Below are 20,460 nucleotides of genomic sequence, written 5' to 3'. Positions count from 1 at the left end.
AGAAGGGCCCCGCATGATCCTCCCGATGTCCATCCCCAGCCCCGCCGAAGGTGTGCTCTGGCTCGGCCCCGTGCCGCTGCGCGGCTATGCGTTCGCGATCATCATCGGCATCGTCGTGGCCGTCTGGGTCTCCGAGAGGCGCTGGAAGGCGCGCGGCGGCCGCGTCGGCGACATCCAGGACATCGCGCTGTGGGCGGTGCCGTTCGGGCTTGTCGGTGGCCGGATCTATCACGTCATCACCGACTGGCAGCTCTACTTCGGCGACGGCGGCACCCCGATCGAGGCGCTCTACATCTGGAAGGGCGGCCTGGGGGTGTGGGGCGCGATTGCGCTCGGCGCCGTGGGCGTGATCATCGGGGCGAAGCAGAAGGGCATCAAGCTGATGCCGCTGCTCGACACGATCGCCCCGACCTGCCTGCTGGCGATGGGCATCGGTCGCTGGGGCAACTGGTTCAACCAGGAGCTCTTCGGTGAGCCCACCGACCTGCCCTGGGGCCTGGAGATCGACCCGTCGCGCTACCCCGAGGGCCCCGGCCAGTTCCCCGCCGGCACCACGTTCCACCCGACGTTCCTCTACGAGTTCTGCTGGGACATCGTCCTCTTCTTCGTGATCGTCTACCTGCAGAAGAAGCTGCGCCTGGGTGGCGGACGCGTCGTCGCGCTCTACGTGATGGCCTACTGCCTCGGCCGCGGCCTGATCGAGACCCTGCGCATCGACAACGTGCAGCTCCACGACGTGCTCGGCCTGCGGTGGAGCGAGTGGATGTCGATCATCCTCTTCGTGCTCGCGGCCGCGTGGTGGGCCTACGCGACGCTCACAGGCCGGGGTAAGGTCGAGGAGGAGGTCTACAGCGACCCTGCCAAGGCCCCCTCCAGCGATCCTGACAGTGACGATTCCCACAGCGATGACGCTGAGGGCGACGATGCTGGCAACGGTGCCGGCGACGAGGAATCCTCGTCCAAGGCCTGATCAGGCGCAGATCTTCGACGAGATCTCGGCCCTCGCGTGACGGTGTCCATGGACGGACCCTTGATCGGAACCTCTCCGTGACCCAGTGGTAACCTAGCTGCACTCGCGCGGGCCAACGCTGTCCCCTGCAGATTGCCAGTTTCATCCCCGCAAGGGCGCGCGCACCTGTCGCAGACATCCCCACGCTCCGGAGCCGACTCGACGCAGAGTCAGAATCCGGGGCTATTGGGCTGTGTCGGTCGCAGCGCACCCGAGCCCGGACAGACGGGAGATCCCGGTGCCGTACGAGCACTCGTATCCATCCCCCCAGGGTCTGTACGACCCTCGGTTCGAGAAGGACGCCTGCGGCGTCGCCATGGTCGCAACACTGACCGGCGAGCCCAGCCACGACATCGTCAAGCAGGGCATCCGTGCCCTGGTGAATCTCGACCACCGCGGCGCCGCCGGCGCCGAGACCAACTCCGGTGACGGAGCAGGCATCCTGCTCCAGGTCCCTGACGCGTTCCTGCGCGAGGTCGTCGACTTCGACCTCCCCGCGGAGCGTGCCTACGCCGTCGGCACCGCCTTCATCCCCGGTGACCCCGAGCAGGTCGAGCGCACCGCGAAGCTGGTCGAGGAGATCGCGATCGAGGAGGACCTCGAGGTCCTCGGCTGGCGCGACGTACCGGTCAACACCGACTCTCTCGGCGCCACCGCTCTGGCGGTCAAGCCGACCTTCCGCCAGCTCTTCGTCGCCGGCGGCAAGCAGCGCGTGACGGGCCTGGCCCTGGAGCGGCTCGCCTTCTGCCTGCGCAAGCGCGCGGAGAAGGAGACCGATGTCTACTTCCCCTCGCTCTCCAGCCGCACCATCGTCTACAAGGGCATGCTCACCACGCCCCAGCTGGCCGAGGTCTTCCCCGACCTCCGCGACGAGCGCGTCGCCTCCGCGATCGCCGTCGTGCACAGCCGCTTCTCCACCAACACGTTCCCGAGCTGGCCGCTGAGCCACCCGTTCCGGTTCATCGCCCACAACGGCGAGATCAACACCGTCATGGGCAACCGCAACTGGATGAAGGCGCGCGAGGCGCTGCTCGAGTCCGACGTGATCCCGGGCGACCTCGAGCGGCTCTTCCCGATCTGCACCGAGGGCTTCTCCGACTCGGCCTCCTTCGACGAGGTGCTCGAGCTGCTCCACCTCTCGGGCCGCAGCCTGCCCCACGCCATGCTGATGATGATCCCCGAGGCGTGGGAGAAGCACGAGGAGATGGACGAGGCCCGCAAGGCCTTCTACGAGTTCCACTCCACGCTGATGGAGCCCTGGGACGGCCCGGCCTCCGTCGTCTTCACCGACGGCACCCAGATCGGTGCGGTCCTCGACCGCAACGGCCTGCGCCCCAGCCGCTACTGGGTCACCGAGGACGGCCTGGTCGTGCTCGGCTCCGAGGCCGGCGTGCTCGGTGACATCGACCCCGCCACCGTGGTCCGCAAGGGCCGCGTCCAGCCGGGCAAGATGTTCCTGGTCGACACCGCCGAGCACCGGATCATCGAGGACGACGAGATCAAGTCCGATCTCGCTGCCGAGCAGCCCTACGACGAGTGGCTCCACGCCGGCCTCGTACGCCTCGAGGACATCCCCGAGCGCGAGCACATCATCCACACCCACGCCTCGGTCACCCGGCGCCAGCAGGTCTTCGGCTACACCGAGGAGGAGCTGCGGATCCTGCTCGCCCCGATGGCCAACACCGGCGCCGAGCCGATCGGCTCGATGGGCACCGACAGCCCGATCGCGGCGCTGAGCGACAAGCCGCGGATGCTGTTCGACTACTTCGCCCAGCTCTTCGCGCAGGTCACCAACCCGCCGCTGGACGCGATCCGCGAGGAGCTCGTCACCAGCCTCAACGGCACCATCGGCGCCGAGTCCAACCTGCTCCGCCCCGGCCCGGCCTCGTGCCGGCAGATCGTGCTGCCGTTCCCCGTCGTCTCCAACGACGACCTGGCCAAGATCCGTCACATCAACCGTGACGGCGACATGCCGGGCTTCGCGGTCCACATCGTCCGCGGCCTCTACGAGGTCGACGGCGGTGCCGAGGCGCTGCAGGCGCGCCTGGACGAGATCTCCGCCGAGGTCTCCGAGGCGATCGAAGCCGGTGCACGCATCATCGTGCTCTCCGACCGCCACTCCACCCAGGAGATGGCGCCGATCCCGTCGCTGCTCCTCACCGGAGCCGTGCACCACCACCTGGTCCGCGAGCGCACCCGTTCGCAGGTCGGCCTGCTGGTCGAGGCCGGCGACGTACGCGAGGTGCACCACGTCGCGCTGCTGATCGGCTACGGCGCCTCCGCGGTCAACCCCTACCTGGCGGTCGAGTCCGTCGAGGACCTCGCCTTCGAGGGCTACTACGTGAAGGCCGATGCCGACCAGGCGATGGCCAACACGATCAAGGCGCTCGGCAAGGGCGTGCTCAAGGTGATGTCGAAGATCGGTGTCTCCACGGTCGCCTCCTACACCGGGGCGCAGATCTTCGAGGTCGTCGGCCTCTCCCAGGAGGTCGTGGACCGTTACTTCACCGGCACCACCTCCAAGCTCGGTGGCATCGGCCTCGACGTGATCGCCGAGGAGGTCGCCAAGCGGCACGCCACGGCCTACCCGCGTGATGGCGTCGCCAACGCCCACCGCGCGCTGCCCATCGGCGGCGAATACCAGTGGCGTCGTGAGGGTGAGCCCCACCTGTTCGACCCGGAGACCGTCTTCCGGCTCCAGCACGCGACCCGCAACGGCCGCTACGACGTGTTCAAGCAGTACACCGACCGCGTCAACGAGCAGTCCGAGCGACTGATGACGCTGCGCGGGCTCTTCGACATCAAGAGCGCTGCCGACCTCGGCCGGCTGCCGGTGCCGATCGAGGAGGTCGAGCCCGTCGAGGCGATCGTGAAGCGCTTCTCGACCGGCGCGATGTCGTACGGCTCGATCTCTCGTGAGGCCCACGAGACCCTCGCGGTCGCGATGAACATCCTCGGTGGCAAGTCCAACACCGGTGAGGGTGGCGAGGACCCCGAGCGCCTCTACGACCCGAAGCGGCGCTCCTCGATCAAGCAGGTGGCCTCGGGCCGCTTCGGTGTGACGAGCGAATACCTCACCAACGCCGATGACATCCAGATCAAGATGGCCCAGGGCGCCAAGCCCGGTGAGGGCGGCCAGCTGCCCGGCCACAAGGTCTACCCGTGGGTGGCCAAGACGCGTCACTCCACGCCGGGTGTGGGGCTCATCTCCCCGCCGCCTCACCACGACATCTACTCGATCGAGGATCTCGCCCAGCTGATCCACGACCTCAAGAACGCCAACCCGAGCGCTCGCGTCCACGTCAAGCTCGTGGCCGAGGTCGGGGTCGGTACGGTCGCGGCGGGTGTCTCCAAGGCGCACGCCGACGTGGTGCTGATCTCCGGTCACGACGGAGGCACCGGTGCCTCCCCGCTGACCTCGCTCAAGCACGCGGGTGGTCCCTGGGAGCTCGGCCTCGCCGAGGCGCAGCAGACGCTGCTCCTCAACGGGCTGCGCGACCGGATCGTGGTGCAGACCGACGGCCAGCTCAAGACCGGCCGCGACGTCGTCATCGCCGCCCTGCTCGGTGCCGAGGAGTTCGGTTTCGCCACCGCGCCGCTGGTCGTCTCCGGCTGCGTGATGATGCGGGTCTGCCACCTCGACACCTGCCCGGTCGGCGTCGCCACCCAGAACCCGGTGCTGCGCGAGCGGTTCACCGGCAAGGCGGAGTACGTCGTCAACTTCATGCGCTACGTCGCCGAGGAGGTCCGCGAGCACCTCGCCGATCTCGGGTTCCGCAGCATCGACGAGGCGGTCGGGCACGCCGAGGCGCTCGACGCCCGCAAGGCGATCGACCACTGGAAGGCCTCCGGCCTCGACCTGTCGCCGATCTTCACCCGGATCGACTCGCCCCAGCAGTTCGCCGACCAGGATCTGCGCAACACCAAGATCCAGGACCACGGTCTCGACAAGTCGCTCGACGTCAACGAGCTGGTGCCGCTCGCGGCCCCGGCGCTCGAGCGCGGCGAGCCCGTGCGCGCCCAGCTGCCGATCCGCAACGTCAACCGCACGGTCGGCACGATCCTCGGTCACGAGATCACCAAGCGCTACCGCGGTGAGGGGCTGCCCGAGGGCACCATCGACATCACCTTCACCGGCTCCGCGGGCCAGTCCTTCGGCGCCTTCGTCCCGCGAGGGCTGACCATGCGGCTCGAAGGTGACGCCAACGACTACGTCGGCAAGGGCCTCTCCGGCGGCCGGCTGGTCATCCGCCCGGAGCGTACGGCCGGGTTCAGGGCCGAAGAGCACATCATCGCCGGCAACACGCTGGCCTACGGCGCCACCAGCGGTCGGATCCACATCCGCGGTGGCGTGGGGGAGCGGGCCGCGGTCCGCAACTCCGGCGCCAGCATCGTCACCGAGGGTGTCGGCGACCACGGCTGTGAGTACATGACCGGTGGGCGCGTGCTCGTGCTCGGTCCGACCGGCCGCAACTTCGCGGCTGGGATGTCCGGCGGTATCGCCTGGGTCCTCGACTTCGAGGCGCAGCGGCTCAACGGTGAGCTGGGCGAGGCGACCGCCGTCGAGGAGAAGTACGCCGCCGAGCTCGAGCAGCTCGTGCGCGACCACCTCGAGGAGACCGGCTCGGCCGTCGCCGAGGCGCTCCTGGCCGACTGGCCGAACTCATTGACCCGCTTCTCGCAGGTCATGCCCAGCGACTACAAGCGCGTGCTCGAAGCTCAGGAGGAGGCCCTCGAGGAGGGTCTCGACGAGGACGAAGCAGCGCAGCGGATTATGGAGGTCCTCCATGGCTGACCCCAAGGGTTTTCTGAACAACGGCCGCGAGGTCGCCGAGAGGCGTCCCGTCGACGAGCGGGTCAAGGACTGGCACGAGGTCTACCCGGGCAAGGTCGGGCGCACCCTGCTGCCGATCATCAACACCCAGGCCTCGCGCTGCATGGACTGCGGCATCCCGTTCTGCCACCAGGGCTGCCCGCTCGGCAACATCATCCCCGAGTGGAACGACCTGGTCTGGCGCAACGACTGGGAGGGCGCCTCGGAGCGTCTGCACGCGACCAACAACTTCCCGGAGTTCACCGGTCGTCTCTGCCCCGCGCCGTGCGAGTCGGCCTGCGTGCTGGGCATCAACCAGCCTGCGGTGACGATCAAGAACATCGAGGTCTCGATCATCGACAAGGCCTGGGAGGCGGGCTACGTCAAGCCGCAGCCGCCCGAGTGGCTCTCCGGCAAGGCGGTCGCCGTGATCGGCTCCGGGCCCGCGGGCCTGGCCGCCGCTCAGCAGCTGACCCGCAGCGGCCACACCGTCGCGGTCTACGAGCGTGCCGAGAAGATCGGTGGGCTGATGCGCTACGGCATCCCTGAGTTCAAGATGGAGAAGTCGCAGGTCGACCAGCGCCTGGCGCAGATGCGACGCGAGGGCACGGTCTTCCGTCCGGGCGTCGACGCGGGCACCGACATCACCGGTGACCAGCTCCAGGACCGCTACGACGCCATCGTGCTGGCCAACGGCTCGACCGTGGGCCGCGACCTGCCGGCTCCCGGGCGCGAGCTGAAGGGCATCCATCAGGCGATGGAGTACCTGCCCCAGTCCAACCGGGCCTCGCTCGGCGAGGCCGTCGAGGACCAGATCCTGGCCGAGGGCAAGCACGTGGTGATCATCGGTGGCGGTGACACGGGTGCCGACTGCCTCGGCACCGCGATCCGTCAGGGTGCCGAGTCGATCACCCAGCTGGAGATCATGCCGCGTCCGCCGGAGGAGCGTCCCGACGCTCAGCCGTGGCCGACGTACCCGATGACCTACCGGGTCGCCTCCGCGCACGAGGAGGGCGGTGAGCGTGTCTACGCCGTCTCCACCAAGGAGTTCCTCGGCACCGAGGACGGCCGCGTACGTGCGCTGAAGCTGGTCGAGGTCGAGTTCATCGACGGCAAGATGACCGAGAAGGAGGGCACCGAGAAGGAGATCCCGGCTGACCTCGTCCTGTTGGCGATGGGCTTCACCGGTCCCGAGAAGGACGGCCTCCTGACCCAGCTCGGCGTCGACTACGACGAGCGCGGCAACGTGGCCCGTGACAGCTCCTTCGCCACCTCCGTGCCCGGCGTCTACGTCGCCGGCGACGCGGGTCGCGGACAGTCGCTGATCGTCTGGGCGATCGCCGAGGGCCGTGCCGCCGCGGCCGCGGTCGACACCTTCCTGACGGGCTCGACCAACCTGCCGGCACCGATCCTGCCCACGGACCGCCAGCTCATGGTCTGAGACCGACTGGCGCAGGCACAACGGCGTGCCGCACGACCGGCCCGGCATCTCGCTCGCGAGGTGCCGGGCCGGTTCGCGTTCGTTACCGATCCGTAGGTTCCTGGCCGCCGAGAGTTCCTGGTCGAATGACGGGATCCGGCCGTGCCGGGGGTGCTGCTTTGAACGTTCCAGAGGGTAGTCTGGGCTCCCGTGAGAAGAGCGAAGATCGTCTGCACCCTGGGTCCCGCCGTCGGCACGGAGCGCCGCATCCGAGAGCTCGTCTACGCGGGCATGGACGTGGCTCGGATGAACATGAGCCACGGATCCCACGAGGACCACTCCGGCAACTACGAGCTGGTGCGCGCGGCTGCTGCCGCGAGCGGGCACAGCGTCGGCATCTTCGCTGATCTGCAGGGACCCAAGATCCGGCTGGAGCGTTTCGGAGAGGGCTCGGCGACGCTCTCGCGCGGCCAGGCCTGGACGATCACCACGCGCGACGTCGTCGGTGACGACAAGATCTGCGGCACGACCTACAAGGGGCTTCCCGGCGATGTGAAGGTCGGCGACCCGATCCTGATCGACGACGGCAAGCTGCGTCTGCGGGTGACCGCGGTCGAGGACACCGAGGTCCACACCGAGGTGCTGGTCGGTGGGCCGGTCTCCAACAACAAGGGCATCAACCTGCCGGGTGTCGCCGTCTCGGTGCCGGCACTGTCGGAGAAGGACGAGACCGACCTGCGGTTCGCGCTCAAGCTCGGCGTCGACATGATCGCGCTCAGCTTCGTGCGCAACGCGCAGGACTACGACGACGTGCGCAAGATCATGGACGAGGAGGGGCGCGTCGTCCCGGTCATCGCCAAGATCGAGAAGCCGCAGGCGATCGACAACCTCGAGGAGGTCATCGCCGCCTTCGACATGTTCATGGTCGCCCGTGGCGACCTCGGCGTGGAGTGCCCGCTCGAGGAGGTGCCGTTCCTGCAGAAGCGGATCATCGAGCTCGCCCGGCTCAACGCCAAGCCGGTCATCGTCGCCACCCAGATGCTCGACTCGATGATCTCCAACCCCGCGCCCACCCGCGCGGAGGCCAACGACGTCGCCAACGCGGTGCTCGACGGCGCCGACGCGGTGATGCTCTCGGCGGAGACGAGCGTGGGTGACTACCCGATCCACACCGTCGAGACGATGGCGCGCATCATCGCCGCCACCGAGCGCCACGCGCTCTCCACCGACGGCTACGGCGCCGCCGAGCTCAGCCGCATCGACTGGGACCCGCACACCCGCTCCGGCGTGATCGCCAAGGCGGCCGCCGAGGTCGCCGACCGCGTGGGCGCGAAGTTCCTGGTCGCGTTCACCACCTCCGGTGACTCCGCGCGCCGCCTCTCCCGGCTGCGCACCGCGATCCCGCTGCTCGCCTTCACCCCCTTGGACTCCGTACGCAGCCAGCTCGCGCTCAGCTGGGGCACCGAGACCTTCCGCACCGACGAGGTCGAGCACACCGACGAGATGGTCCGCCAGGTCGACGAGAACCTCCTCAAGATCGGCCGCGTCGAGGAGGGCGACCTCGTCGTCATCATCGCCGGCTCGCCTCCCGGCATCCCCGGTTCCACCAACGCGCTGCGCATCCACCGCATCGGCGACGCGATCAACGAGGTCGCACCGGCCTACGAGCGCAAGAGCTAGCTCTTCGGGCCGATCAGCGCGTCGAGCGCCGCGACCGCGTCGCGGCGCGAGACGCTGATCGTCTTCCAGGAGGATTGGCGCCACGGGATCTCGACCAGATCCAACGCCCAGGTGCAGAGGTCGCGGATGTCGTCGGAGTGGTTGACGAACTGCCAGCGGGCGTACTCGTAGCGCTTCTTCTGGCCTGCGACCATCCGGGTGGCCCAGTTGTTCACGCGGCACCCGTCGGAGTGGAACAGGCCCCGCAGGAACGGGCCGGGGTGAGCGGTCACGATCTCCTGCTGCCATTCCTCCAGGACGATCCTGCGCTCGTGCTTGCGGCCGGGGCCGAGCTGGGGGAAGAGGCAGGGGAGGTGCTTCCACGAGATCGTCGTGATCACAGCTCCCGGGACCAAGCGAGTATGTGGATGACCCCCGGGTTTGACCCGAGCCATCAGGGTGATGAGGCGTTGGTTGATGTCGGGGTACTTTCGGTCGTTGACGATGTGCAGGTTGAACACGCTGCGACGGCCCTCACTGATGTGTCCGTCCCCGAGATACCAGCCAAGGATCTCGGCGTACGCCTCCGCGTCGAGCTCCGCTCCATCGCATCGTGGGCACGGCGGTGCGAGATGGGTCTGGCCGCGGACGATCCCGCGGCGTTGGTAAAGTCTTCGCCATCGGCGGATCGTCTTGACCGCAACGCCGTGCTTCGCCGCGTTGTCCGCGTCGCGCATCCCCTCGTCGGAGCAGCGCAGTGCGCTGTCGACGACAGATTGGGGGCGAACGTGTGGCATGTGGTCATCATGCTCGTGACCACCGACAGTCTTGTGGTGCCGGATGTGGGATTCGAACCCACAAGCCCTTTCGGGCAGCGGTGTTTGAGACCGCCGCGTATGCCGTTCCGCCAATCCGGCTGGATCGGTAGAAAATCTACCGGACCGTGGGCGGAATCACTGCACCGGGACCTGCGCGCGATGGCCTAGTCTGTGAGCGTGACGGAGAGCAGCCCCAACAGCACCCCCAGGTCCGAGAAGCGGCGTACGGTCGTGATCGCTGAGGACGAGGTCCTGATCCGGATGGATCTCAAGGAGATGCTGACCGAAGAGGGTTATGACGTCGTCGGTGAAGCAGGTGACGGCAAGGCCGCCATCGAGCTCACCACCGAGCACCGGCCCGACCTGGTGATCCTCGACGTGAAGATGCCGGTGCTCGATGGGATCGCGGCGGCCGAGGCGATCGCGCGTGACCGGATCGCGCCGGTCGTGATGCTCACCGCGTTCTCCCAGCGCGAGCTCGTCGACCGGGCGCGCGACGCCGGTGCGATGGCCTACCTCGTCAAGCCGTTCAACGTCAGTGACCTGGTGCCGGCGATCGAGCTGGCGGTGAGCCGTTTCCAGGAGCTCGCCCAGCTCGAGCGCGAGGTGGCCGGTCTCACCGATCGTCTCGAGACCCGCAAGGCGGTCGACCGGGCCAAGGGGATCCTCCAGGAGGGCCTGACGCTGAGCGAGCCCGACGCGTTCCGGTGGATCCAGAAGACCGCGATGGACCTGCGGCTCTCGATGCGGCAGGTCGCCGAGGGCGTCATCGAGCACGGCGTGAGCGGCCCGCAGGTCTGAGTCTTCTCCGCGTACGTTGCTGCGTGCTTGGCCGTGCACGTCGCCGCGAGGCGCTGGGTAAAGGTCAGATCACAGATAGGTTGCGGTCTGTGAAGAGCGGGTGACTCCGTGTCCTTCCTGAACAAAGTCTGCCTAGACTGCCCCGGCGGATCCGGCCGACCAGTACCCCCACCTGGTGTCAGGGTCCGCTCTTAGGACACACAGGCAGGAGTACCCACGTGCGGAAACGGCTCTACAGAGTCCTTGTCGCGCTCATCGGTGCGCTGATGGTGCTGTTGGTAGGGACCCCGGGTGCCGCACAGGCAACCGAGACCCCGCCGCCGGATGCCACCGCGATCCAGGTGACGCTTCAGGACCAGGCCAACAAGGATGCCGAAGGCAATCCGAAACCGGTCCCGGGAGTGACCCTTCAGGTCACCAAGGACGGCAAGGAGGCCGGCGAAGGCGTCACCGACGACAAGGGCGTGGCGACCATCGTCGTCGAGGAGCTCGGCGAGTACGTCGTGACTCTCGACGAGAAGACGCTTCCCTCGGGCACCGTCCTCGATGAGAACACCAAGGACGAGGCGACGGTGCAGGTCCGTTTCCAGGGTCCCAACAACCGGGCCATCTTCCCGATCGGCGTGACCGCCGGAGAGCACTCGAGCTTCGGCAAGGACCTGATGCAGAACATCCGAGCCGGCATCGTGTTCGCGCTGGTGCTGGGCCTGGCCGGTCTGGGCTTCACGCTGGTCTTCGGCACGACCGGGCTCTCCAACTTCGCCCACGGTGAGCTGATCACCTTCGGCGCGGTGATGGCCTGGACCTTCGACCAGATCTTCAAGACCGGCGGCCTGGCCGCCGTCTCGGTGATCCTGGCCGGCGTGGTCGCGGTCATCCTCGGCGGTCTCGGAGGCTACGTGCAGGACAAGGTGCTGTGGGGGCCGCTACGCCGCCGTGGCACCGGGCTGATCGCGATGATGATCGTCTCGATCGGGCTCTCGTTCTTCCTACGCTATGTCTTCCAGTACTTCTTCAGCTCCTCGACCAAGGCCTACTCGCAGTACACCCAGCAGGTGCGGGAGTCGCACTGGTACTACCTCGGCTTCGCGCTCGCCAGCCGAGAGGTGGTCATCATCCTGGTTTCGGCGGTGACGATCCTCGCGGTGTGCGTGTGGCTCTCCAAGAGCCGGCTGGGCAAGGCGATGCGCGCGGTCTCCGACAACCCGGCTCTGGCGGCCTCCTCGGGTCTGCGCGTCGACAGCGTGATCACCAGCGCCTGGGTCATCGGCGGCGCACTGACCGCGCTGTCGGGTGTCCTCTACGCGCTGCGTGCCTCGGAGATCAACACCTTCATGGGTATGCGGATCCTGCTCGTCGTGCTCGCCGCGGTCACCCTCGGCGGTCTCGGCACCGTCTGGGGCGCGCTGATCGGCTCGTTGGTGATCGGGCTCGTCTACGAGCTCGGACCGATGTTCGGCGTACCGGAGTCGATCAAGGAGGTCGGCCCGCTGCTGATCATGATCGTGATCTTGCTGGTGCGGCCCCAGGGCATCCTGGGTCGTAAAGAGCGGCTCGGGTAGGAGAGACAATGGATATTCTCGAGATTCTCCGGGCCGGGCTGCAGCAGGCTCTCGGTCCGCAGGCGATCGTCTTCGCCCTGGCCGCCATCGGCCTCAACATCCACTTCGGCTACACCGGGCTGCTCAACTTCGGTCAGGCCGGTTTCGTCGCGGCCGGTGCGTACGGCCTGGCTGTCACCGTGGTCACCTTCGAGGCGCCGTTCATCGTCGGCATCGTGATGGCGATCGTCGCCCCGATCGTGCTGGCCGTCATCCTCGGTCTGCCGACGCTGCGCCTGCGCGCCGACTACCTGGCGATCGTCACGATCGCCTCGGCCGAGGTGCTGCGCTTCGTCTTCGGCTCGGTGGAGATGAAGGACACCTTCGGTGGCTCCAACGGTCTGACCGGCTTCGCCAAGCCGTTCCAGGACGCCAACCCCTACAGCAGCGGACTCGACCTCGGTGTCGTCGCCTTCGGGCGCAACGACCTGTGGTCGCTGACCGTCGGCTGGATCCTCGTCGCGCTCAGCTGCGTGCTGGTCTGGGCGCTGATGCGCAGCCCGTGGGGTCGCGTGCTCCGCTCGATCCGTGAGGACGAGGACGCGGTCCGCTCGCTGGGCAAGAACGTGTTCGCCTACAAGATGCAGGCGCTCGCCCTCGGTGGCGTCATCGGTGGTCTGGGCGGCCTGTTCCTGGCGCTCAAGCAGGCCTCGGTGGTGCCGACCGACTACTCGACGTTGATGACCTTCTACGCCTTCGCCGCGCTGCTCCTCGGTGGCGCTGCCAGGGTGATGGGGCCGGTCATCGGCGCGATCCTGTTCTGGTTCCTGATCGCGGCTCTCGGCTCCTTCTTCAGCCAGTCGGCTGGCGCGGGCGGCTGGATCCCGACGGTGATCATGACCGACACGCAGGCCAGCCTCATCCGTTACATCATGCTCGGTCTGGCCATCATGCTGCTGATGATCTTCCGTCCCCAGGGGATCTTCGGCGACCGTAGGGAGATCGCGATCGATGGACGCTGACATGACCGACCAGACGAACACCCCGACCAGCACCCCGACCAGCAAGGACAGCAAGACCGGGCCCGCCGGCCTGGTCGGCGCGGGCACCGAGCCGGGCAGCAAGAAGCCCGACCCGATCGTGGTCGCCGACAAGATCACGCGTACGTTCGGCGGACTGACCGCGGTCGATGTCGAGCACGTCGAGATCCAGCGGGGCGCGATCACCGCGCTGATCGGCCCCAACGGTGCTGGCAAGACGACGTTCTTCAACCTGCTCACCGGCTTCGACCAGCCCAACTCCGGCACCTGGACCCTGGAGGGCAAGTCGCTCAAGGGCGTCGCGCCCTACAAGATCGCCCGGCGCGGGATGGTGCGCACCTTCCAGCTCACCAAGGTGCTGGCCAAGCTCACCGTGATCGAGAACATGCGCCTGGGCGCCACCGGACAGAAGGGTGAGCGGTTCTGGGCCGCGCCGTTCAAGTTCCTGTGGGGCAAGCAGGAGGACGCGGTCACCGAGAAGGCCGACGAACTGCTGGCCCGATTCCTGCTCGACAAGAAGCGCGAGGACTTCGCCGGGTCTCTCTCCGGTGGTCAGCGCAAGCTGCTGGAGATGGCCCGCGCGCTCATGGTCGACCCGGAGCTGGTCATGCTCGACGAGCCGATGGCCGGGGTGAACCCGGCTCTGAAGCAGTCGCTGCTCGGCCACGTGAAGTCGTTGCGCGAAGAGGGTCGCACGGTCCTCTTCGTCGAGCACGACATGGACATGGTGCGCGACATCTCCGACTGGGTCATCGTGATGGCCCAGGGAAAGATCGTCGCCGAAGGCACCCCGGCCAGCGTGATGGCCGACCAGCGGGTCATCGACGCCTATCTCGGGGCTCACCACGACACCGACCTGAGCGAGCTCGACGAAGAGACGCTCGAGGCCGAGGTTGAGGCCGAGATCGCCCAAGAGGAGGATGCGAAGTGACCACGGAGCCTGCCACCGACGCGGAGAAGTTCCGCGAGACCCACCTGAAGGAGGCCGAGGGTGCGGTGCTCCGGGCGGACGGCCTGATCGCCGGCTACCTGCCCGGTGTCAACATCCTCAACGACACCGACCTCTACTGCCAGCCCGGCGAGCTCGTCGGCATCATCGGCCCCAACGGGGCCGGCAAGTCGACGCTGCTCAAGGCGCTCTTCGGGCTGGTCAAGGTCCATGAGGGGCAGGTCAAGCTCGAGGGGGAGGACATCACCGGCAAGCGAGCCGACGAGCTGGTCACCCGCGGGATCGGCTTCGTGCCGCAGACCAACAACGTCTTCCCGAGCCTGACGATCGAGGAGAACCTCGAGATGGGCTGCTACCAGTCGCCCAAGAAGTTCTCCGAGCGGTTCGACTTCGTGACCGGGATCTTCCCGGCGCTCGGCGAGCGACGCAAGCAGCGAGCCGGCGGCCTCTCCGGAGGTGAGCGTCAGATGGTCGCGATGGGCCGGGCGCTGATGATGGAGCCGTCGGTGCTGCTGCTCGACGAGCCCTCCGCCGGCCTCTCGCCTGTGATGCAGGACGAGGTCTTCGTGCAGACCCGCAAGATCAACAAGGCCGGTGTCTCGGTCGTGATGGTCGAGCAGAACGCCCGCCGCTGCCTGCAGATCTGCGACCGTGGCTACGTGCTCGACCAGGGTCGCAACGCCTATACGGGCCGCGGTCGGGACCTCGCCGACGACCCGAAGGTGATCGAGCTCTACCTCGGCACCCTGGGCGCCAAGGACTGAGGACGTACGTCGCGACAAACGCGTGGTCCCCGGAGCGATCGCTCCGGGGACCACGCGCTTGGTGATGCCTGACCAGACGGCCGGCTAGGCGACCGTGTGAGAGCGGCGCTGGGAGCGCCGCGCAGCGAGCAGCTCGCCGACGGCGCTGGACTGCTTCGGGCCGCGCTGGCTGCGAGCGTGGTGGGGGAGCGCCCGGCCGAGCGTGGCGAGCCGGGAGCGTACGACCGCTGTCGGGGCGGCACGCATCACGGCCTGCGAGCCGAGCCCGAGCCGCGCGAGGAAGCGGTTGCCCTCACGGCCGGCCGACGACGCGGCGGCCGCGATCGTCCTGACACCGCGCTCCTCGGCGAAGGTGACCGCCGCGTCCATCAGGATCCGGCCGACGCCGCGGCGACGGAAGCCGGGGGAGACGTGGGGAGCGAAGACCTGCACGGTCGGCTCGAGGTTGAGCGGCCCGAAGGTGGTGGCGCGCATGAAGACGGCGCCGACGGCCTGACCGTCGCTGTCGGCGACCAGAAGCTGCTCGTCGGGTGAGCCCTGGGCGCGGCGGATGATCGTCTCGAGGTCGCCCAGCTGCTCGTGCTCGTCGGCCATCCTCAGCGCGTCCTGCCAGACGCCGAGCAGGAAGCGCGCGTCGGTGACGTCTGCTTCTCGCACCGTGACGGGGACCCGGCTCATCGAGTGTGTCCTCGACGAGCGCGGTGCGTACGGATCATCACAATTCCTCCACGATCGAGCAGGTTCCTGGCGGGATTCGGGCTCCCGGGGTGATCATTGGTCGACGGCGCCAATGATACGGAGCCGATCATGGCGACAACCCAGGCAATGATGCCATGGGGGAGATGTAACAGAATGGTGAAAAGACACGTCCCTCGGGTGCTTCACCTCACGTCCGTCTCTAATGTGTCACCGCAAGGTCCGACGTGAGCCGGGCCAGCCATACGAAAGAGGGACTAACGCAGTGAACTCATCATCCTCTACCTGGGTGAAGCTGACCGCAGGTGCCGGCGCCCTGGCGCTCAGCTTCTCCCTCGCCGCCTGTGGCGGCGAGACCGCGTCCGACAAGCCCGAGAAGAAGGCGGCCGCCAAGGGCGACGGCACTCTCACGGTCGGTCAGCTCCTCCCGCAGACCGGCAGCCTCGCGTTCCTGGGCCCGCCCGAGTTCGCGGGCGTGAACCTGGCCATCAAGGAGATCAACGAGGCCGGCGGTGTCCTGGGCAAGGACGTCAAGGCCGTCCCCGGTGACGAGGGCGACAGCAACTCGGGCATCGCCCCGGCTGAGGCCGACAAGCTCATCGCCGCCAAGTCCGACGTCATCATCGGCACGGCTTCCTCGGGTGTGGCGCAGACCGTGGTCGACAAGGTCATGTCGTCGGGCACCGTCCTGTTCTCGGGCGCGAACACGTCGACGTCGTTCGACGAGGGCAAGTACTCCAAGCCCGACCTCTACTTCCGCACCTCGCCCTCCGACATCCTCCAGGGTGCGGTCATGTCCAATCTGCTCCTCGAGGACAAGCGCACCAACGTCGCGATCCTGGCCCGCCAGGACGCGTACGGTGAGACGCTTGCCGAGCAGGTCAAGACCAACCTCGAGGGTGCCGGCTCCAAGGTCGCGACGACCTCCTTCTACAGCCAGGACGCGACCTCGTTCGACGCCCAGGTCAACGAGGTCGCCGGCTCCGGTGCCGACGCGGTCGTCGTGATCGGCTTCGAGGAGACCAAGAAGCTGATCCCGCAGCTGATCGCCGCGGGTGCCGGTCCCTCCAAGCTGCCGACCTACTTCGTGGACGGCAACCTCGCCGACTACACCAAGGAGTTCGGCAAGGGCGAGGTCAAGGGCGTCAAGGGCACCCTGCCCGGCGCCGAGTCCAGCGGTGACTTCAAGGCGAAGCTGAAGGAGGTCGACCCGAAGCTGAAGGACCACGCCTACTCGGCGGAGTGCTACGACGCCACGGTCATCTCGGCCCTGGCCGCGATCGCCGCGAAGAACGACTCCGGTGAGGCCATCGCGGAGAAGGTCGTCGACGTCACCACTGGCGGCAAGAAGGTCAAGACCTTCGCCGAGGGCGTCAAGGCGCTCGAGGCCGGCGAAGACATCGACTACGACGGTGTCTCCGGTCCGATCGAGCTGGGCGAGACCGGCAGCCCGACGGCCGCGTCCATCGGTATCTACCAGTACGACGACAAGGGCGCCTACGCCCCGGTCAAGTACATCGCGGGGCAGATCTGATTCGCTGCGTCAGCCACTGACAGCGCCCCGGAGCCGTTCGGCTCCGGGGCGCTGTCGCGTGACGGCAGGCGGCCCTAGGCCTTGAACACCCGGTCGCTGTCGATGAGTGAGCAGGTGATCCGCGAGGTGCAGACGCGGCGGCCACGCTCGTCGGTGATCACGACGTCGTAGGAGGCCGAGCTGCGGCCGAGGTGGATCGCGGTCGCGGTGCCGGTGACGAGACCGGAGGTCGCGGAGCGGTGGTGGGTGGCGTTGATGTCGACGCCGACGGCGAGCTTGCCCAACGTCGCCGCGTGGAGCCCGGCGCCGGTGGAGCCGAGCGTCTCGGCCAGTGCGATCGACGCACCGCCGTGGAGCAGACCGTACGGCTGGGTGTTGCCGGCGACCGGCATCGTCGCGACGACCTTCTCGGTCGAGGCCTCGATGATCTCGACGCCCATCTTGTCGTTGAGCCCGCCCTGGCCCTCGGGGAGGGCGTCGAAGAATGCCTTGATCGCAGCCTTGTCGTTCGCCGCGGTGGGCTCGTCTGTCGTCGATGCGTCGGTCATGTCTGCATCGTCCCACGTGGTCGGTGGCGCCGATGTCGGTGGTCGTGGATAGAGTCAGTGGCGTGGCTGACGTGAAGCGTGACCGACTGCTCCTGCTCGATGGACACTCGCTGGCCTACCGGGCCTTCTTCGCCCTTCCGGTGGAGAACTTCTCGACCGTCACCGGGCAGAACACCAACGCCGTATATGGCTTCACCTCGATGCTGGTCAACGTGCTGCGAGACGAGCAGCCCACGCACGTCGCGGTCGCCTTCGACCTCTCCCGGCAGACGTTCCGGCTCGAGGAATACTCCGAATACAAGGCCAAGCGCAACAAGACCCCTGACGAGTTCAAGTCGCAGCTGCCGCTGATCCAGCGGCTGCTCGACGCGCTCCACATCCGCCACGTCTCGCTCGCCGGCTACGAGGCCGACGACATCATCGCCACCTGGGTCACCCAGGGTCTCGAGGCCGGCATGGAGGTGCTGATCCTGACCGGTGACCGTGACTCGCTGCAGCTGGTCACCGAGTCCTCCACCGTGCTCTACCCGATGCGCGGTGTCTCCGACCTCGCCCGGATGACGCCGGCCGCCGTCGAGGAGAAATACGGTGTCCCGCCCGCGCGCTATCCCGAGATCGCCGCGCTGGTGGGGGAGGACTCCGACAACCTGCCCGGCATCCCGGGCGTCGGCCCGAAGACCGCCGCGAAGTGGATCAACACCTACGACGGTCTCGACAACGTGATCACCCACGCCGACCAGATCAAGGGCAAGGCCGGCGACAACCTGCGCGCCCACCTCGGCGACGTGATGCGCAACCGTCGACTCAATGCGCTGGTGCGCGATCTGGCCCTCGACGTCGCCCCGGCAGACCTCGGGCGGGTCGAGTGGGATCGTGCCGCTGCCCTGGAGCTGCTCGACGAGCTCGAGTTCCGTGGCGAGATCCGCACCCGGATCACCGACGTGCTCGCGCCGGACGACGATGCCCCGGTCGAGGAGAGCGGCTTCTCGCTGGAGGGCGAGACACTGGCTCCTGGGGCGGTCGGCGACTACCTCGCCGGGCTCGGCACGTCGCCCGTGGGGGTGCATGTGCGCGGGGCCTGGGGCTCCGGCACCGGCCGCGTGGACGGGTTCGGCTTCGCGACGCAGGAGGGTGCGGCGTACGTCGGGGTGGAGGGGTTCACCCCGGAGGACGAGACGGCGCTGGCCGAGTGGCTCGCCGACGCGGACAAGCCGAAGATCATGCACGACGCCAAGGGTCCGCAGCTGGCCCTCGAGGCGCACGGCTGGGTGCTGCGTGGCCTCGTCACCGACACCGCTCTCTCGGCCTACATCGTGGCTCCCGACCAGCGTTCCTACGACCTCGCCGACCTCACGCTGCGTTATCTCAAGCGCGAGCTCAAGCAGGAGGACGACGGCGGTCAGGACTCGCTCTTCGGCGACGAGGAGGTCGGCGGCGACGGTGTTGCCAAGACCTCGATGCTGTTCGCTCGGGCAGTGCTCGACCTCTCTGTCGAGCTCGACTCGGCGGTGGAGGCATCCGGCGGTCACCGGCTGCTCGCCGACGTCGAGCTGCCGCTGCTGCACCAGCTCGCCAAGATGGAGCAGGTCGGCATCGCCGTCGACACGGAGCATCTCGACGCGCTGGAGCGACACTTCGCCGGGCAGATGAAGCAGGCCGCCGACGATGCCTTCGCCGTGATCGGCAAGGAGATCAACCTCGGCTCGCCCAAGCAGCTGCAGGTGGTGCTCTTCGACGAGCTCGACATGCCGAAGACGAAGCGTACGAAGACGGGCTGGACCACCGACGCAGACGCGCTCCAGCAGCTCTACGTGAAGACCGAGCACCCGTTCCTGCTCGCTCTGCTGCGGCACCGCGACGTCACCCGGCTGCGGGTCACGATCGAGGGGCTGTTGAAGACCGTGCAGCCCGACGGCCGCATCCACACGACCTTCAACCAGACGATCGCCGCCACCGGACGTCTCTCCTCGACCGAGCCCAACCTGCAGAACATCCCGGTTCGCACCGAAGAGGGGCGCGGGATCCGCAAGGGGTTCGTGGTCGGTGACGGCTTCGAGTCGCTGATGACGGCCGACTACAGCCAGATCGAGATGCGGATCATGGCGCATCTCTCCGAGGACGAGCTGCTCATCGAGGCGTTCCGCTCCGGACGTGACTTCCACTCGATCACCGCCGCGCGCGTCTTCGGCGTCGACCCCGACGTCGTCTCCGTGGAGCAGCGGGCGAAGATCAAGGCGATGAACTACGGGCTCGCCTACGGGCTCTCCGCCTTCGGCCTCTCGCAGCAGCTCGCCATCGAGCCGAGCGAGGCGCGCGGGCTGATGGACGAATACTTCGAGACCTTCGGCGGCATCCGCGACTACTTGCAAGGCCTGGTCGCCGGGGCGCGGCGCTCGGGCTACACCGAGACGATCATGGGCCGTCGCCGCTACCTCCCCGACCTGCTCTCCGACAACCGGCAGCGCCGCGAGACCGCCGAGCGGATGGCCCTCAACGCCCCCATCCAGGGGTCCGCCGCCGACCTGATCAAGGTCGCCATGCTGCGTGTCCAGGCCGCCCTCGACGAAGCCGGCCTCACTTCGCGGATGCTCCTCCAGGTGCACGACGAGCTCGTCTTCGAGGTCGCCGCAGGAGAGCGCGAAGCGCTCGAGGCTCTCGTACGCGAGCAGATGGGCTCTGCCGCCGACCTCAACGTCCCCCTCGACGTCTCCGTCGGCACCGGCCCCTCCTGGCACGACGCCGCCCACTGACGCCGGGCCCGCCCCGCCGAGAAGTCACCCCTGCAGGCCGAGAGGTCCCTTCTGCGGGGTGAGAAGTCGGTCCTGCAGGCCGAGAAGTCACTCCTGCAGGTCGAGAGGTCAGTCCTGC

The 20,460-nt window shown here is 67.9% G+C and carries 14 protein-coding genes and 1 tRNA gene; 11 read left to right on the top strand and 4 right to left on the bottom strand.

Annotated elements, in window-relative coordinates:
• Window positions 1-25: 25 nt before the first annotated feature.
• The 4 genes from lgt (at window position 26) to pyk (ending at window position 8,922) form a co-directional block, all read left to right on the top strand.
• Entirely contained in the window at window positions 26-970 is a 945-nt protein-coding gene (gene lgt / locus FB381_RS15345; protein ID WP_246088136.1) for a prolipoprotein diacylglyceryl transferase, read from the top strand.
• A gap of 355 nt (window positions 971-1,325) precedes the next feature.
• Window positions 1,326-5,804 (top strand): glutamate synthase large subunit, encoded by a 4,479-nt coding sequence (gene gltB / locus FB381_RS15340; RefSeq protein ID WP_246088135.1) that lies wholly within the window; start codon window positions 1,326-1,328, stop codon window positions 5,802-5,804.
• Complete coding sequence (locus FB381_RS15335; protein WP_141781083.1) at window positions 5,797-7,263, top strand: glutamate synthase subunit beta; 1,467 nt, start codon at window positions 5,797-5,799, stop codon at window positions 7,261-7,263. Before gltB ends, FB381_RS15335 begins: the two co-directional genes overlap by 8 nt.
• Before the next feature lie 189 nt (window positions 7,264-7,452).
• On the top strand, window positions 7,453-8,922 hold the full coding sequence (gene pyk / locus FB381_RS15330) for a pyruvate kinase (RefSeq protein WP_141781082.1): 1,470 nt from the start codon (window positions 7,453-7,455) through the stop codon (window positions 8,920-8,922).
• On the opposite strand, the gene FB381_RS15325 is transcribed toward pyk, so the two are convergent.
• Both FB381_RS15325 and FB381_RS15320 read right to left on the bottom strand, forming a co-directional pair.
• On the bottom strand, window positions 8,919-9,698 hold the full coding sequence (locus FB381_RS15325; RefSeq protein WP_141781081.1) for a transcriptional regulator: 780 nt from the start codon (window positions 9,696-9,698) through the stop codon (window positions 8,919-8,921). The two genes, pyk and FB381_RS15325, sit on opposite strands and share 4 nt — an antisense overlap.
• Window positions 9,699-9,732: 34 nt before the next feature.
• Window positions 9,733-9,818, bottom strand: a tRNA-Leu gene (locus FB381_RS15320).
• Between the two features lie 72 nt (window positions 9,819-9,890).
• Between FB381_RS15320 and FB381_RS15315 the strand changes: the two genes are divergently transcribed.
• The 5 genes from FB381_RS15315 to FB381_RS15295 all read left to right on the top strand — a co-directional run bounded on the left by FB381_RS15315 (window position 9,891) and on the right by FB381_RS15295 (window position 14,814).
• A complete protein-coding gene (locus tag FB381_RS15315) occupies window positions 9,891-10,520 on the top strand; it encodes an ANTAR domain-containing response regulator (protein WP_141781080.1) in 630 nt (209 codons plus the stop codon).
• A 218-nt stretch (window positions 10,521-10,738) separates the two neighbouring features.
• The gene (locus FB381_RS15310) at window positions 10,739-12,082 is read left to right on the top strand and encodes an ABC transporter permease subunit (protein ID WP_141781079.1); all 1,344 of its coding nucleotides are present in this window, start codon (window positions 10,739-10,741) and stop codon (window positions 12,080-12,082) included.
• Between the two features lie 8 nt (window positions 12,083-12,090).
• The gene (locus FB381_RS15305) at window positions 12,091-13,083 is read left to right on the top strand and encodes a branched-chain amino acid ABC transporter permease (protein WP_141781078.1); all 993 of its coding nucleotides are present in this window, start codon (window positions 12,091-12,093) and stop codon (window positions 13,081-13,083) included.
• A 1-nt stretch (window position 13,084) separates the two neighbouring features.
• Window positions 13,085-14,032 carry an ABC transporter ATP-binding protein gene (locus FB381_RS15300; protein WP_246088134.1) on the top strand — a complete coding sequence of 316 codons (948 nt, stop codon included), beginning with the start codon at window positions 13,085-13,087 and terminating at the stop codon, window positions 14,030-14,032.
• Complete coding sequence (locus FB381_RS15295; RefSeq protein ID WP_141781076.1) at window positions 14,029-14,814, top strand: ABC transporter ATP-binding protein; 786 nt, start codon at window positions 14,029-14,031, stop codon at window positions 14,812-14,814. The genes FB381_RS15300 and FB381_RS15295 overlap by 4 nt, the downstream gene beginning before the upstream one ends.
• An 84-nt stretch (window positions 14,815-14,898) precedes the next feature.
• Here the strand turns inward: FB381_RS15295 and FB381_RS15290 are convergent, their stop codons facing one another.
• Window positions 14,899-15,492, bottom strand: a complete 594-nt coding sequence (locus tag FB381_RS15290; RefSeq protein ID WP_141781075.1) for a GNAT family N-acetyltransferase — start codon at window positions 15,490-15,492, stop codon at window positions 14,899-14,901.
• A gap of 307 nt (window positions 15,493-15,799) precedes the next feature.
• On the opposite strand from FB381_RS15290, the gene FB381_RS15285 reads away from it, so the two are divergent.
• Window positions 15,800-17,044 (top strand): ABC transporter substrate-binding protein, encoded by a 1,245-nt coding sequence (locus tag FB381_RS15285; protein WP_246088133.1) that lies wholly within the window; start codon window positions 15,800-15,802, stop codon window positions 17,042-17,044.
• A 74-nt stretch (window positions 17,045-17,118) separates the two neighbouring features.
• Here the strand turns inward: FB381_RS15285 and FB381_RS15280 are convergent, their stop codons facing one another.
• Entirely contained in the window at window positions 17,119-17,592 is a 474-nt protein-coding gene (locus tag FB381_RS15280; protein ID WP_141781073.1) for a hotdog fold thioesterase, read from the bottom strand.
• A 32-nt stretch (window positions 17,593-17,624) separates the two neighbouring features.
• Here FB381_RS15280 and polA point away from each other — a divergent pair, with 32 nt between their 5' ends.
• A complete protein-coding gene (gene polA / locus FB381_RS15275) occupies window positions 17,625-20,342 on the top strand; it encodes a DNA polymerase I (protein WP_141781072.1) in 2,718 nt (905 codons plus the stop codon).
• The last annotated feature ends 118 nt before the right edge of the window (window positions 20,343-20,460 follow it).

This window comes from Nocardioides albertanoniae (assembly GCF_006716315.1).
In the GTDB taxonomy this organism is placed as follows: Bacteria; Actinomycetota; Actinomycetes; order Propionibacteriales; family Nocardioidaceae; genus Nocardioides; species Nocardioides albertanoniae.
Note: the sequence above shows the minus strand (reverse complement) of the source record. Positions and strands in the feature narration are given on the sequence as shown.

Excerpts from the sequence above, each read along its gene's own strand:
- FB381_RS15335 (WP_141781083.1), top strand. The coding sequence starts at position 5,797 with ATGGCTGACCCCAAGGGTTTTCTGAACAACGGCCGCGAGGTCGCCGAG.
- lgt (WP_246088136.1), top strand. The coding sequence starts at position 26 with ATGTCCATCCCCAGCCCCGCCGAAGGTGTGCTCTGGCTCGGCCCCGTG.
- FB381_RS15305 (WP_141781078.1), top strand. The coding sequence starts at position 12,091 with ATGGATATTCTCGAGATTCTCCGGGCCGGGCTGCAGCAGGCTCTCGGT.
- polA (WP_141781072.1), top strand. The coding sequence starts at position 17,625 with ATGTCGGTGGTCGTGGATAGAGTCAGTGGCGTGGCTGACGTGAAGCGT.
- gltB (WP_246088135.1), top strand. The coding sequence starts at position 1,326 with ATGGTCGCAACACTGACCGGCGAGCCCAGCCACGACATCGTCAAGCAG.
- FB381_RS15280 (WP_141781073.1), bottom strand. The coding sequence starts at position 17,592 with ATGACCGACGCATCGACGACAGACGAGCCCACCGCGGCGAACGACAAG.
- FB381_RS15300 (WP_246088134.1), top strand. The coding sequence starts at position 13,085 with ATGACCGACCAGACGAACACCCCGACCAGCACCCCGACCAGCAAGGAC.
- FB381_RS15325 (WP_141781081.1), bottom strand. The coding sequence starts at position 9,698 with ATGCCACACGTTCGCCCCCAATCTGTCGTCGACAGCGCACTGCGCTGC.
- FB381_RS15290 (WP_141781075.1), bottom strand. The coding sequence starts at position 15,492 with ATGAGCCGGGTCCCCGTCACGGTGCGAGAAGCAGACGTCACCGACGCG.